At 69.5% G+C, this 13,998-nt stretch carries 7 protein-coding genes and 6 pseudogenes; 9 read left to right on the top strand and 4 right to left on the bottom strand.

All coding sequences use genetic code 11. The annotated features are described in order from the left end of the window. Positions 1-307: 307 nt before the first annotated feature. From STRTUCAR8_RS24545 to STRTUCAR8_RS55745, 3 genes and pseudogenes are all read left to right on the top strand, one after another. A complete protein-coding gene (locus STRTUCAR8_RS24545; protein ID WP_234372717.1) occupies positions 308-1,891 on the top strand; it encodes an ATP-binding protein in 1,584 nt (527 codons plus the stop codon). Between the two features lie 109 nt (positions 1,892-2,000). Next, positions 2,001-2,861, top strand: coding sequence for a restriction system modified-DNA reader domain-containing protein (locus tag STRTUCAR8_RS24540; protein ID WP_006378819.1), 861 nt, complete (start codon positions 2,001-2,003; stop codon positions 2,859-2,861). 6 nt (positions 2,862-2,867) lie between these two features. Beyond that, a pseudogene (locus tag STRTUCAR8_RS55745) lies at positions 2,868-3,110 on the top strand (ArsR family transcriptional regulator); the annotation flags it as partial. Between the two features lie 1,682 nt (positions 3,111-4,792). On the opposite strand, the gene STRTUCAR8_RS52645 reads toward STRTUCAR8_RS55745, so the two are convergent. From STRTUCAR8_RS52645 to STRTUCAR8_RS24525, 3 genes are all read right to left on the bottom strand, one after another. Beyond that, entirely contained in the window at positions 4,793-5,002 is a 210-nt protein-coding gene (locus STRTUCAR8_RS52645) for a hypothetical protein (protein ID WP_143673346.1), read from the bottom strand. A gap of 266 nt (positions 5,003-5,268) precedes the next feature. Next, a complete protein-coding gene (locus STRTUCAR8_RS24530; RefSeq protein ID WP_010358252.1) occupies positions 5,269-6,372 on the bottom strand; it encodes a sensor histidine kinase in 1,104 nt (367 codons plus the stop codon). Next, positions 6,366-7,094: a response regulator transcription factor gene (locus tag STRTUCAR8_RS24525; protein ID WP_006378898.1), complete on the bottom strand. Its 729-nt coding sequence runs from the start codon at positions 7,092-7,094 to the stop codon at positions 6,366-6,368. Before STRTUCAR8_RS24525 ends, STRTUCAR8_RS24530 begins: the two co-directional genes overlap by 7 nt. A gap of 242 nt (positions 7,095-7,336) precedes the next feature. Between STRTUCAR8_RS24525 and STRTUCAR8_RS24520 the strand changes: the two genes are divergently transcribed. The 5 genes and pseudogenes from STRTUCAR8_RS24520 to STRTUCAR8_RS24505 all read left to right on the top strand — a co-directional run. Beyond that, positions 7,337-9,607 carry an MMPL family transporter gene (locus STRTUCAR8_RS24520; RefSeq protein WP_006379207.1) on the top strand — a complete coding sequence of 757 codons (2,271 nt, stop codon included), beginning with the start codon at positions 7,337-7,339 and terminating at the stop codon, positions 9,605-9,607. Between the two features lie 180 nt (positions 9,608-9,787). Next, positions 9,788-10,380: pseudogene (locus STRTUCAR8_RS50075) on the top strand (lactate utilisation protein LutB domain-containing protein); the annotation flags it as partial. Beyond that, positions 10,377-11,015 (top strand): annotated as a pseudogene (locus STRTUCAR8_RS24515) (LutC/YkgG family protein). The pseudogenes STRTUCAR8_RS50075 and STRTUCAR8_RS24515, both read left to right, overlap by 4 nt. Before the next feature lie 243 nt (positions 11,016-11,258). Continuing rightward, a pseudogene (locus STRTUCAR8_RS24510) lies at positions 11,259-11,711 on the top strand (acetaldehyde dehydrogenase (acetylating)); the annotation flags it as partial. Then, positions 11,708-11,983 (top strand): annotated as a pseudogene (locus STRTUCAR8_RS24505) (4-hydroxy-2-oxovalerate aldolase); the annotation flags it as partial. The pseudogenes STRTUCAR8_RS24510 and STRTUCAR8_RS24505, both read left to right, overlap by 4 nt. Before the next feature lie 52 nt (positions 11,984-12,035). Here the strand turns inward: STRTUCAR8_RS24505 and STRTUCAR8_RS50070 are convergent. Beyond that, positions 12,036-12,424 (bottom strand): annotated as a pseudogene (locus STRTUCAR8_RS50070) (DUF302 domain-containing protein); the annotation flags it as partial. A gap of 196 nt (positions 12,425-12,620) precedes the next feature. Between STRTUCAR8_RS50070 and STRTUCAR8_RS24500 the strand changes: the two are divergent. Continuing rightward, positions 12,621-13,985 (top strand): MBL fold metallo-hydrolase, encoded by a 1,365-nt coding sequence (locus STRTUCAR8_RS24500; protein ID WP_006378722.1) that lies wholly within the window; start codon positions 12,621-12,623, stop codon positions 13,983-13,985. Positions 13,986-13,998: the final 13 nt, after the last annotated feature.

The raw sequence follows: 13,998 nt of genomic DNA, 5'->3' as shown, positions 1-13,998 counted from the left end.
CCCGGATGAGATTTTCGGCAAGGGCAGGATGCATGAGGCCGACTGGGACGACAGCGGTGCCCCGGATGAGCTGATGGGCACGTGAAGAGCTGTGCCGCGGTGACCTGCATGCCCTGGCGGGCGCCGGAGGCGCTCCAGCGGTCACCGCGCCCCAGCGGGCGCTGGCCGCGTTTCTGCGTCTGCCCGCCGGGTGATCCCGTACCGGGGCACCGCTGCTCTGGCACTCGTGCCCGTACGGGGCGGTGTAGCCGGTGGTCGGGTGCACGGTCGCCTCAGGTTGTCGGTGCCGTCGGCTAGCGTGCGCGGTATGCGCTACTTCAATACGGCCGGGCCGTGCGTCCCCACGCGTCACTACATGGTGCCGGCTCAGGAGCGGCTGCCCAGGGCCCGCGGGTACATCGAGCAGGGCCAGTACTTCGTGGTGCACGCGCCACGGCAGACCGGGAAGACGACGGTGCTGGCGGCGATGGCCCGGGAACTGACGGCCTCGGGCCGGTACGCGGCGCTGCACTTCTCGTGCGAGAGCGCGGAGGTGGCCGGGGAGGACTACGGCCAGGCCGAGCTGCTGGTGCTGGAGGCGATTCGGCGGTCCGCGGAGTCCGCTGGGCTTGCTGATGAGCTCGCGCCCCCCGCCTCCTGGCCCGACGCGGTGCCCGGGTCCCGGCTCACGCGGGGGCTGACTGAGTGGGTGCGGAGCTGTCCGCGTCCGCTGGTGCTGTTCTTCGACGAGATCGACGCGCTGCGGGGGGAGAGCCTGCGCAGTGTGCTGCGCCAGTTGCGCGATGGCTTCACTGTCAGCCGTGGCGGCTTCCCGCATGCGGTGGTGCTGTGCGGGCTGCGGGATGTGCGTGACTACAAGGCGGCCTCGGGCGGGGATCCGGGGCGCCTTGGTACGTCGAGTCCGTTCAACATCAAGGTGGCGTCGCTGCGGTTGGGCGACTTCACCGAGGCCGAGGTCGCCGAGCTGTACGGGCAGCACACCACGCAGACGGGCCAGGATTTCACGGTGGATGCGCTGGAGTGTGCCTTCGGCTTTACCCAGGGACAGCCGTGGCTGGTCAACGCGCTGGCCCGGGAGGTCGTCGAGGAGATGGGGGTGCCGTCGGACACGCCGATCACGGCCGAGCACATGGAGGAGGCGAAGGAGCGGCTGATCCTGGCGCGTGCGACGCATCTGGACTCGCTGGCCGCCAGGTTGGGCGAGGACCGGGTGCGGCGGGTGATCCAGCCGGTGATCGCGGGCGAGCTGCTCCTGCCGACGGACACGTACGACGACGATCTGGCGTACGTGCGCGACCTGGGGTTGGTCGCTCCGGACGCGCCGGTGCGGGTGGCCAATCCGATCTACCAGGAGGTCATTGTCCGGGTCCTGGGGAACAACACGGAGGGCCAGGTCGTCGCCGCCCCGAGCAGCTTCCGGCTGCCGGACGGCCGGATCGACATGGACAAGCTGCTGTGCTCCTTTGCCGAGTTCTGGCGGGAGAACGGCGAGATCCTGGCCACCGCCTCGACCTACCCGGAGGCCGCGGCACAGCTGGTGATGATGGCCTACCTGCACCGGATCGTGAACGGGGCGGGTTTCATCGACCGGGAGTACGGGATCGGCCGGCGGCGCGTGGACCTGCTGATCCGCCAGCCCTACACCGCTGCCGACCGTTCGCGGGCGGTGCAGCGCGAGGCGCTGGAGCTGAAGGTGTGGCGCCAGGGCCGCACCGACCCACTCGCCGAGGGGCTGGCACAGTTGGACGACTACCTGGACCGCATGGAGCTGTCCACGGGCACCCTCGTCGTCTTCGACACCCGCCCGCAAGCAGCCACGGTCCACGAGCGCACCGCCTTCTCGCAGCAGACCACGCCCTCCGGGCGCACCGTCACCCTGCTGCGCGCCTGACGGCCGGGAGTCAGCCAGGAGCGCCCCCGGATCTTCCTCCCGTGGCCGTGTTCCCGGAGCAGCACGGGTTCGGTGCGGGAGCCGAGATCTTCGGTGCCCAGTACGCGACGTGCCCGGCCACCCGGGTCACTGGTGGCTGGCCTGCGACGTGTCGAACTACGGCATCGCCTGCAGACACTGCAACAGCGGCGGAGCCCGCTACAACGGTGTCCGGGAAGGCCGCGCCAAGGGCAGCCAGTTCCCGGTCATAGGCGGTACCCGCGCCCGCGCATCAGCCGATGACCTGGACCGCGAACAGCCGCTGCTCCCAGCCCACCACAGCGACCCCGACCTGCTCGGCTTCGACAGCGCCGGCTACGCCCGGCGCAGCAGCACCCCCTACTCGCAGGCCGAAGCGAAACGCGGCCTGTGCCGCGCCGACGAAACCATACGGATCCTCGCGCTCAACGACTCCCACCTCGTCCCGCTCCGCAGCCGCCTCATGCGGGCGGTCACCGTACTCGCCCGCTACGGGGACGATCCCGCCATCCAGCAGCTGATCGACGACAAGGTGGGGCCCAAGGCGCCATACAGCTCAGCAGCCGCCATGGCCCTGGCCCTGCAGCGCGCCTGCGACCGGCCCGCTGCCGCGCCCACGCCGGCCGCAACGACGCCCACACCCACCGTCGACCCGGAACGCTCCCGAGTCGACCTGCAAGACCTGCTGGAACATCTGGACCCGGACGACCTGAAGGCCGGCATCACCTTCACGGGCCGGCACGAGAAGAAGGTCCACCAGGCGGTCCTGAACCACGAGGGCCAGATCAACGTCCTGGGCCGCCCCTGGCGCACCCCGACCACCGCCGCCAGGGCCGCGACCGGCAGCAACAAGATCGACGGCTGGGATTTCTGGCGTCTGACCATCGCCGGTGTGGAGCAGACCCTCGCCGAGTTCCGCGCCACGCACTTCCCGCCACCCGCACCGGTGTGACAGGGCGGAACTGTCCGCCTCGCCGGCGACGGTCTCCTGCTGATCCCTTCGGTCTTCGTCGGGAATATCGCCGCCCACCTGGAAGACCCCTGGCCCAGGACCTTGATCTACCCTGCCCGCGGCACCGCCGCCCTGCGGGGCGAACAAAAGACCGTCCCTCAACCGGACGCGCTGACCGCTCTGGTCGGCCGGGCCCGAGCCCGGCTGCTGGTGGCGCTGGACGCCCCGGCCAGTACCCGGCGTATAGCCTGACTCGTCTGCCGCCCCGTATTTCCGCAGGTCAGAGGCTATGTTTAATTGATAAACAAACACTTGGGGTCGAATCCGGGTCGAATTCGGGTTCGCGTATTGTCGTTCCCGTCCCACCGACATGCGGCAGATGCGGTCATTCCGGGCGATGAAGGTGGTCCGGCATCGGTCTGTAGTGGACATCCAGGCGCCGGACAGGTTCACAAGTACATGTACGAGGTGTCTTCTTGTCGACCAGCTCGGGCTGAACTCGATCACCGGTGGGGCGCCCTGCGGCAGGCCCTGGAAGTGATCACTGCGAGAGCGTCTCGTTGATCGCTCCCGCCAAGAACCACTGGTTTCCAGCAAAAGCGGTGATGTGCGGCATGGCAGTTCCCGTCTCTGTCGGCGGGGCTCCGTCGCCCCGCGTGCCGTGGTTGGAAACAGGGTTGTGAGGCTTGCATCGGCTCGGCAAGACGTCTTCTGTCAGGCGGAAGGACTTCCGTAAAGGGGCTGGTCAGAGCCCTGTTCTGTCAGCCCCCTAGTCGCCAGAGTGGAGCGCCGGGTGGTGCTGCTGTTCGGTTCGCGCTCGGGGGAGCCGGAGGTGGCGCCGGCGGGTGCGACTACTCGCTACGTGGCGCTAATCGCCCAAAAATGTCCACTTAGTTTCAATTGTGAGACTCCTCTGTCGGTGGATGCTCGGTACAGCGGCAAGAATCAGCATCACTGCAGGTCAACTACTGTTCGTTTTGGAGTCTGGGGCCCTCGGGGCGAATCCGGGTCGAATCCGCACCGTTTTCGGTTGTGGAGCGTATTGCCGCTGGTCAGGGTGGTGCGAGGTCGTGTACTGATTCGCCTTGCGGCTGGGGGTGGCGCGGCGAGCAGTAGGGCCGATGAGCCGCTGACGGGGCACTGAGTGGCGGTGGTCGTCTGCCAGGGGCGGGGGGCTGGCCAGCGGATTCTTCGCTGCTGGTGGCGGTCGCCTTTCGTGATCACGGCCTGCGGAAATGTCTTCAGGCGGGACGGCTGATGCGTGCCGGCCCGGGATTGATGGTTCCTGGCCGAGACCGACCTGCCGGGCGTGTCAGGGGCCGTCCAGGAGCCGCGCGGTGGTCGGGCCATGTGGCACAGGCCCCGCCGCCTCGCGCGGCAGCCGGTGCTCTCGCGCTATCCGGTACACCCCCACAACTGCCATTCCTTGGCGCCGATATCAGCGCAGTCTCGGTCGGCTCGCGGGCACCAATGCCGAACTGGAGCTCTTGGTACCTCGGAGAGTTCATGGATCCGCGAGGACCCTTGAGTGACGCTCATGTACGTCCGGCTCATGGCAAGGTAGTTGGGGGAGTTCACATCTTCTGTGTCCAGATCGGCACTGCCGCGCGTGACAGACGCCCGTGCGCCCGCGGCGAACGGGGCAGTCTTGGAAGCCCGCTTCAGGGGGCGACACACCTGGGGCACTGTGGAGGCGGCCGAGCAGGGCCGGTCGACGGAATTCACCTCGCGGTACGAGGTGAATGGCATCCTGACTGGCGCCAGTGACGACATCTCGGGCGGTCTTTCCGCGTACGACGAAAGGCCAGGCCGACAGTGCGGTTGCCGCCCTCTCGGATCCGGCCCAGCGCGGGGTCACCAACGCAACCCGTCGAGTAACCTGAGCACCCGGTGCTCGACCTGGTACAGCTCGTGGGCGAATTGCCGGTGGCTCAGCAGTAGTTCGTGTCCATGGCGCGGGACTCTGCCACGATGAAGGGCAACCACGAACTGACGGTCACGGCCCTCGTCTCGTCGAACACCGCCGCCGAGGTTGTCCTGCCCGGCGACAGCGACGGCGTCGAGGTGGGCTCGGGCCGCCACACCTGGACGGTTCCGTTCGACGCCGACCCCGCCGAACGAACGCCCCTGTCGGTGGACATGAGCATGGACGACCTGCTGGACCGCGAAGAGGCGGCCCGTGCCTTCAAGGAACTGATGACCGCATACGTCCCGGAGGCCGCCGCCTTCATCGAGGGCGGCTCAGGGGCTCCACAGGCACTACGGTCCGGGCCATCGCCGGGATGCTGCCCGGTGGCGACAGCTTCCTCGCTGACCTGGAGAAGAAGTTCGCGGCCTTGGACGGCCGTGTCCGACAGACGGGTCTGCCCGCTCGTCACGAGCGGGCCCCCGGGACAGGCCGCCGAAGTCAGCATTCAGCGCGATCTGCCGACGAGCGCGGCAGTGTGTCCCGATCGACCGATACCGACCCGGTGCGGGACGCGGGCAGAAGGACGTCCACCCGCGTGCCACGGCCGGGGACGCTGTCCAGACGGATCCTGCCGTGGTGCAGGTCCGTGATCGCCGCCACGATAGCCAGTCCCAGCCCGCTGCCTCCGTCGACACGGCTGCGGCCCTTGTCGGCGCGATAGAACCGGTCGAAGACGTGGGTGAGCGACTCATGGGGGATACCCGGGCCGAAGTCCTCCACCCGTAGCATCACCTCGTCGCCCGACGTGCTCAGAGTGACCCGACAGGGAACATCCGGTGCCGTGTGCATACGGACGTTGCCGAGCAGATTGCTGAGCAGGCTCCGCAACTGGGCCTCGTCCCCGCTGACTGTCACGTCGGGCTCGATGTACGCCCCGGTCGGCCGTGACGGCTCCACTGCCCTGGCGTCGCGGCAGCAGTCGCGTACGAGCCCGCTCAGGTCAACCGGCTCAAGACTTGCCTCGTCCTGCTCGTCGAACCGGGCAAGCCCGAGGAGCGACTCGACCAGCCGTGTCATGCGATGGATCTCGGAGAGCATCCGCTCCACCGCCTCGTTCACCGCGGCCCGGTCCGGCAGCGCCCCGCTCTGGTACAACTCGGCGTAGCCGCGCAGGGATTGGAGCGGCGTGCGCAGTTCGTGCGAGGCGTCCGCCACGAACTGACGCATCCGCTCCTCGGACTGCTCGCGGGCGGTGAGCGCGGCCTGGATCTGGTCGAGCATCCCGTTCAAGGCGTCCGCGAGGCGTCCGACCTCCGTGGTGGGTGCTGAGGCGGCTACGGTCAACCGCTGGGCGAAGTCGCCGGCGGCGATGGTGTCGGCCGTGTCCGCAGCCCGCTCCAGCGGGCGCAGTTCCCGCCGTACGACAGTAGTGCTCACCAGGGCCACACCGGTCAGCCCTGCCAGTTCCACGAGCACGATCACGGCCGGATCGCCGCTGAGAATCCAGCTGAGTGCCGTGGCTGCCATGGCGCCGGCGCACAGCACCGTGACGACCATGCTCAGGCGCGCGCGAAGCGGCGACCGGCGCAACCGCTTCAGCATCCCGGCTCCCGGATGGCGTAGCCGATGCCCCGCTGGGTGTGGATCAAGGGTGGACCGAGCGCGTCGAGTTTGCGGCGCAGGTAGCTGATATACGTGGCGACCACGGTGTCGTCGCCGTTGAAGTCGTACGACCAGACGTGTTCGAGGAGTTGGGCCCGGGGCACGATCCGACCGCTGTGCAGCATCAGGTAGCGCAGCAGCCGGAACTCGGTCGGGGAGAGACCGATCGCAGTGCCGCCGCGGCGTACGGAGTGGGTGGCCGGGTCGAGTTCGAGGTCGGCGACCCGCAGGACGGAGCTCTCGTGCTCGGGTCTGCGGGTGCGGCGCAGCACAGCACCGATCCGGGCGGCCACCTCGTCGAGACCGAACGGTTTGGTGACGTAGTCGTCACCACCCGCTGCGAGTGCCTTGACCAGGTCCTTACGTGTGTCACGTGCGGTGAGGAAGACAACCGCGTGCGGGAGGCCGTCGGCGCGCAACCGCCGCATGACCTCGATGCCGTCGCCGTCCGGGAGCATGATGTCCAGCAGGATGAGCTCGGGAAGGTGGTCGCGGGCCTCGGCAAGGGCTTCCTTCACCGTGGCGGCCGTCCGGACCTCGTAGCCGATGAACCGCAGGAAACGGCCGACGGTGTCCAGGATCGCCGGCTCGTCGTCGACGACGAGCAATCGCCCGAGCGGTGGCTCGGACTCCGCCACGGCTGCGGCGTTCTCGTCGGGCATGCGCGTCAACCCTTTCCTCAGTGCCGCGGGACCCTGCCCGCCTTCGGTGCTCAATTGATCGTCTCCGACCCGCGTGGCGCGTTCCATGGGAGTTGTGTGTGAACAGCGGTCCCGAAGGGCCGTTTCGCGGAGTGTGGCCCGGAGGCGTTCCTACGGTGGATAAGGCAGGCCTCGGCGACTGGCGTCCTCCACCGGTCGGGGCACTGCTCATTTCCCATTCCCCGGCCATCGGGAGTCTTCGCGTGTCCACCCTGCTGTACCGCCTGGGCCGTTTCGCCTACCGGCGGAAATGGTCCGTCATCGGCGCTTGGTCCGTACTGCTGCTCGTCGCGGTCCTGGCGGCCCTCGGCCTGATGAAGCCGTTCACCACCTCGACGACCATCCCGGGTACCGAGGCCCAGCGCACGCTCGACGTCGTGCAGGCAGAGTTCCCCAGCGACCAGTCCCACCTCACCGGAAGGATCGTCTTTCGGGCCCCACGCGGTGAGACCCTCACGACCGGCGACGTGGCCCGCATCGTACGGCGAACGGTCGATGAGGCGGCGGATGTTCTGGGCGTCAGGTCGGTCACCGCACCCTCCGCGTCGTCGGGGACGGTCTCGGCCGACGGCCGGACGGGCATCGCCGCACTGACCTTCACCACCGACAAGACCGGCACCCTTTCCGAGGCGACCACCAACGGCGTCGAGCGACTCGTGGCCGAGGCACGTCGCGAGGGGCTGACCGGGGAGATCGGCGGAGACGCCTTCTCCAAGGTCGAGGTCAAGGTGATGGGCCCCGGGGAAGCCGTGGGCGTGCTCATCGCCCTGGGCATTCTGGTCTTCGTCTTCCGCTCCCTGCGTGCCGCGGTCATTCCCGTCGCGACCGCGCTCGTCGGGGTTGCCGTGGGTGTGCTCGGCCTGCTGAGTCTGACCAGCGTCGTCACGATGGACAGCACCTCGGTGATCCTCGCCGTGATGCTGGGCCTGGCCGTGGGCATCGACTACGCCCTGTTCATCGTCTCCAGGCACCAGACCCAGGTCAGGGCGGGCATGGAACCAGAGGAGTCGGCCGGCCTGGCGACCGGGACGGCCGGTGGAGCGGTCGTCTTCGCCGGCGCGACCGTCGTCATCGCACTGGCCGCGCTCTCCGTGGTGAACATCCCGTTCCTTACCGTCATGGGACTGGGTGCTGCGGCGACGGTCGTCGTCTCCGTGTCGATCGCCGTCACACTGCTGCCGGCCGTACTCGGCCTGATGGGACGGAACATCGCCACCAGCACGGTCCCCGTCCTGCGTCGTTCCGTCGAGCGCGCCCCCGTCTCGGCACGTCAGCCCGCAGGGCAGCGTTGGGCGGCCATGGTGGCCCGCCGCCGGTGGAGCGTCTTGCTCGTCTCTCTGGTGGGCCTGGGCGTCCTCGCTGTCCCTGCGGCGGATCTCCGACTGGGGCTCGGCGGCACGCAGGATCCCGACACCTCCGCGGGCAGGGCACAGAAGCTCGTGGACGACGGATTCGGCCCCGGCTACAGCGGCACGCTGGTCGTGCTGGTACAGGGTGAAAGGACGGAGGTCGTCCCGGCCGCCGAGCGCATGGCCGGTGTGGTGCGGGACCTGCCTGGGGTGGCCTCCGTGACCCCCGCGGTCCGTGCCGAGTCCGGTCATGCGGCACTGCTCAGCGTCACATCCACCGGTGGCCCGGAGACCGAGACGACCAAGCGGGTCCTGGCAGAGATACGGAACGCCCGAGGCGCCGTGGAGAAGAACAGCGGCACCGAGATCAATGTCACCGGCACCACCGCCGTCAACATCGACGTGGCGAACAAGCTCTCCTCCGCCCTGCCCGTGTACTGCCTGCTGGTGATGGGCCTGGCGCTCCTCCTCCTCGTCGTGGTGTTCCGCGCCCTCGCCGTCCCGCTCAAGGCGGCCCTGGGGTTCCTGCTGTCCCTCGGTGCTTCGCTGGGCGCGCTGGTGGCGGTGTTCCAGTGGGGCTGGCTCTCCGACCTGCTCGGCATCAAGACCACCGGCCCGGTCCTGAGTTTCCTGCCGATGCTGCTGGTGGGCATCCTCTTCGGCCTCGCTATGGACTACGAGGTCTTTCTCGTCTCCCGGATGCGGGAGGAGTACGCCCATGGGCTGCCGCCGGTCGAGGCGATGGTCCGCGGATTCGGGCACGGCGCGAAGGTCGTGATCGCTGCCGCGCTGATCATGATCGCGGTGTTCGGGTCGTTCGTCTTCGCCGACATGCAGGTCATCAAAGGCATGGGCTTTGCGCTCGGCGTCGGCGTGCTCCTGGACGCGTTCGTTGTCCGGATGACGCTTGTCCCCGCCGTGATGGCGGTCCTGGGCCGTAAGGCATGGTGGCTGCCCCGGTTCCTGCACCGAGCGCTGCCGGACATGGACATCGAGGGGGAGCGACTGACGAGCAGGCTGACGCAGGCGTCCGGGCCGGCGGGATGGGATCGGGCGGCACGGCAGCCGCGCGACGCCGACCGGGCGGCAGCCCCGGTGAGCGGCGCGGGTGCACGACGGTACTGAGGAGCCCATCGGCGTGTGGGCGGCGCCAGGAGTTGACCGCACGCCGATCTGGAAGTGGTCCACATCAGAAAACTATCAACGTTCGGGATTCGAGTATGCCTGTCTCCTGCAGGGGGTGATCCGCGCGGGCGTTGGACCCGGTTCCTGTTGAGCGTGCCGATTCTTCGAAGTCGGCCGCTTCGCTCCGATTCCGTCGCCGACGAGGTCGGCCGCCAGGCCCTGCACTGCATCTGCTGCTCGGCCTGTCTCAACGTCTGCCCGGTCTACGAGTGGGCCTGCGGCCACGCTTCCGGCCACGCCTGCGGCTCGGTCTAACCGGGCCCGATCGGTGCGATCCTCAGCCCCCAACTGCGCGGCACGGAAAGCGAGATCGACGCCCCGCTGCCGTACGCCTCCTCGCTGTGCGGGGCCTGCTACAAGGTCTGCCCGGTCGCCATCGACATCCCCGAGGTGCTGGTGCATCTGCGGGAACGGGTCGTTCAGGGCGGGCTGGTGGTCCGCGAGGGCAACAAGGTGGTGCTCAAGCCCGCCAAGGGGCACGCGGCCGAGCGGGCGGCGATGCGGGCGGCCCGCTGGGCGTTCGCCCGCCCCGGTGTCCTGCGCACCGGACAGCGGCCGACCTCGCGCACCCGGCGGCTGCATCCGCGTTCGCTTCCGGGGCCGGGCAGGCCTGGAGCGGTACCCGGGATCTTCCGGCCCTACCCGTGGAGCCGTTCCGCGACTGGTGGCCGCGGACCGACGGCGGCCGCTCGGAGAAGGGGGGCTCGAAGTGAGCAGCAGGGAGCGGATCCTGGGCCGGGTGCGGCGCGCGCTGTCCGATGTCTCGGGCGAGGACGCTCCGATCGAGCGGACGTATCTGCGGGAGCACGGGGACCGCGGCGTCGAGGAGACGGCGGACCTCCTGGCCGAGAACCTCGCCGACTACCGGGCGATCGTGCACCACTGCACCGCAGCGGACCTGCCCGCGACGCTCGCCGGGATGCCGGCGGCGCGGGGTTCCAGACGGTCCTGGTGCCGTCGGGGCTGGAGCAGTCCTGGCTCGCGGACGCCGACGCCGAGCAGGTCCCGGACCGGGCCGAGCACCCCGCACGAGCTGGACCGGATCGACAGTGTGGTGACGGCGTGCGCGGTGGCCGTCGCCGAGTCCGGCACCGTCGTCCTCGACGGCTCCCCCGGCCAGGGCCGCCGCCGCATCACGCTCATGCCCGACCAGCGCATCTGCGTCGTACGGGTCCCGGACCAGGTCGTCTCCGCGGTGCCGCAGGGCCTCGAACGCCTCGAACCGGTAAGTCCGTTGACGTGGATCTCCGGTTCTTCAGCGACCAGCGACGTCGGGCTGGACCGGGTCGAGGGGGTGCACGGTTCGCGCACCCTGGAAGTGATCCCGGTGAACAGGAATGGCGAGTAGGAAATGCTCGCATCGGGCTCTGCTCACCTCCTGCGGTAGGAAAGCAGGATCGTCTGAGGTCCGTGGAGAACGACGATCTGAGAGCCGTGCTGCCGCGGAACGGAGCCCTTCTGTGCATCCGTGCCAGTTCGTCCGCCAGGCTCGGTCCGAGGGCGTCCAGCCGGACTCGTGCGCTTGGAGGCTGATGCGGGAACATCAGCCGTGCCTCCGCCACGGCTCGCTCACCCAAAGTCGCGAGCAGGCCGCGCCTTCGTGCGATCCGAGACCACGACGACCGCCGGAGCGATCGAGAAGGTCGGCGGCGCACAGCGCGGCAAGGCGATCATCGTCCTGAACCCCGCCGAGCCGCCGCTGATCATGCGTGACACGGTCTTCGTCCTGGTCGACGCCCCCGACCCGGCCGCCTGGTCCGATATCCGGCAGAGCATCGAGAAGATGGTGGCCGACGTGGCGGCCTACGTCCCGGGGTATCGGCTCAAACAGCAGACGCAGATCACCGAGATCCCCGGCGACCAGCCACTGGACACCCTGCTCGAAGCCGGCACCCGGCGCCCCACCCATCAGGTGTCGGTGTTCCTGGAGGTCGAGGGCGCCGCACACTATCTGCCCGCCTACGCAGGCAACCTCGACATCATGACCGCGGCGGGACTCCAAGTCGCCGAGCGGATCGCCGCAGCGAAGGCGGACAGCCGATGACCACGCAGATCTACGTCCAGGACGTCACCCTCCGGGACGGCATGCACGCCGTTCGCCACCGCATCAGCCCTGTCGATGTCGCCCGCATCGTGACAGCGCTCGACGAGGCCGGCGTGGACGCGATCGAGATCGCACACGGCGACGGTCTGGCGGGCAGTTCGGTCAACTACGGGCCCGGCTCGCACACCGACTGGGAGTGGATCGAGACCGCGGCCTCCGTACTGAAACGGGCCCGGCTCACCACTCTCCTGCTGCCAGGCGTGGGCACGATCCGCGCACCGCGTGCCGGGGTCGGCCAGATGCCGAACCGGGGAGAGGGCAGGTGGCGGCCAGGGCGCTGAGCGCGGCGTCGAGTCGGGCGGTGGCTTCGTCGGCGACGGGCTTGAGGGCGTCCAGGCCGGTGAGGTGACCATGGTGTCCGGGTCGAGGGCCTGGACGAGCGTGTGGTCGCCGTCGCGGCGGACGACGACGTTGCAGGGCAGGAGCAGGCCGATGGAGCGGTAGGCCTCCAGGGCGTGGTGGGCGAGCGGCGGGTTGCAGGCGCCCAGGATTAGGTAGTTCTCCATGTCGTGGCCGAGCTTGGCCTTCAGCGTGGCCTGGACGTCGATCTCGGTGAGGATGCCGAACCCCTGGTCGGCCAAGGCCTGGCGGACGGCGGCGGTGGCGGCGTCGAAGTCGGTGACGGCCAGTCGGACGGTGCGGTCGTAGGACACGGTGCGCTGCTCCTTCGGTGAGGCGGAAAACCCGGTTCCTTGATACCCCGCCGGGTACCCGGCGCAGCGGACGCAATGCCGCACCCGGAGATATGGGGGACGTCCAGGACCACAGGAATACCCCCCGGGGTACCCCTGTTAGGGTAGGTGCCGAATACCCCCCGGGGTACACCGTTCTTGTGGAGGAGCCGCAGTCGTGTTCTTCGTCGACACTCTTGAGTTCGAGGGTCTGGGCAACCGCAGCTACCTGGCCGGCGGGGCCGCTGCCGCGGTGGTTATCGATCCGCCGCGCGACATCGACCAGGTGATCGCCGCCGCCGCCAGGCGCGGGGTGCGCATCGCGTACGTGGCGGAGACCCACGTGCACAACGACTACGTCACCGGTGGCCTGGAGTTGGCCCGCGTCACCGGCGCCTCCTATCTGGTGCCGGCCGCGGCGCACGTGTCCTTCGCCCGCACCCCGGTCGCCGATGGCGACACCGTGGACGTGGACGCGGGTCTGGTCCTGCGTGCGATCGCCACGCCCGGGCACACCCCGCACCACACCTCCTACGTCCTGGAGCAGGACGGGCGCGGCGTGGCGGCGTTCACCGGCGGATCGCTGCTGATCGGTACGGTGGGCCGCCCTGACCTGGTGGAGCCTCGGCTGACGGAGCAGCTGGCCCGGGCCCAGCACGCCTCCGCCCACCGCCTGACCGCCGAGCTGGACGACGAGGTGCCGGTGCTGCCCACCCACGGGTTCGGCAGCTTCTGCTCCTCCGCCCAGGCCGAGGGGGACGCGACCACGATCGGCAAGGAACGCACCAGCAACGACGCGCTCACCCTGGACGTGGACACCTTCGTTCAGCGGATGCTCGCCGGGCTGGAGGACGTGCCCGCCTACTACGCGCACATGGGCCCGGCCAACGCCGCCGGCCCCGCCCCCGTCGACCTCACCCCGCCGAGGCGTGCGGATGCAGGCGAAATCTCCTCCCGGCTGGCCGCCGGTGAGTGGGTGGTGGACCTGCGCAGCCGCATGGCCTTCGCCGAGGGGCACGTGGCCGGCTCGTTCAACTTCGAGGGCGAGGGCAAGCTCGCCACCTACCTGGCCTGGCTGATCCCCTGGGGCAAGCCCGTCACCCTGCTCGCCGACACCCCGGAGCAGATCAGCGCCGCGCAGCGGGAACTCGCGCGGGTAGGCATCGACCGCCCGGCCGCCGCCGCCACCGGCGACCCGGCCGGCTGGGTCCATGAGGGCGAGAGGCTCGCTTCTTTCCCGCGTGCCCGCTTCGCCGACCTTGCCCAGGTGCGCGAGCGCGGCGACGAGGTGGTCGTCCTGGATGTGCGCCGGGACTCGGAGCGCGTAGGCGGCTACATCGACGGCTCGGTCCACATCCCGATCCACGAGCTGCACGGCCGTATCGGCGAGGTGCCGGACGGGACGGTGTGGGTGCACTGCGCCGGCGGGATGCGCGCGGCGATCGCCGCCTCCCTCCTCGATGCCGCCGGCCGCAAGGTGGTCGCCGTCGACGACGCCTTCGACGCCGCGGCGGATGCCGGGCTGCCCCTGGCCTCCGCCTGAGTTCGGCCGATCT

The organism is Streptomyces turgidiscabies Car8 (genome assembly GCF_000331005.1).
Classification (GTDB): domain Bacteria; phylum Actinomycetota; class Actinomycetes; order Streptomycetales; family Streptomycetaceae; genus Streptomyces; species Streptomyces turgidiscabies.
This window is presented reverse-complemented; position numbering and strand designations above follow the sequence as displayed.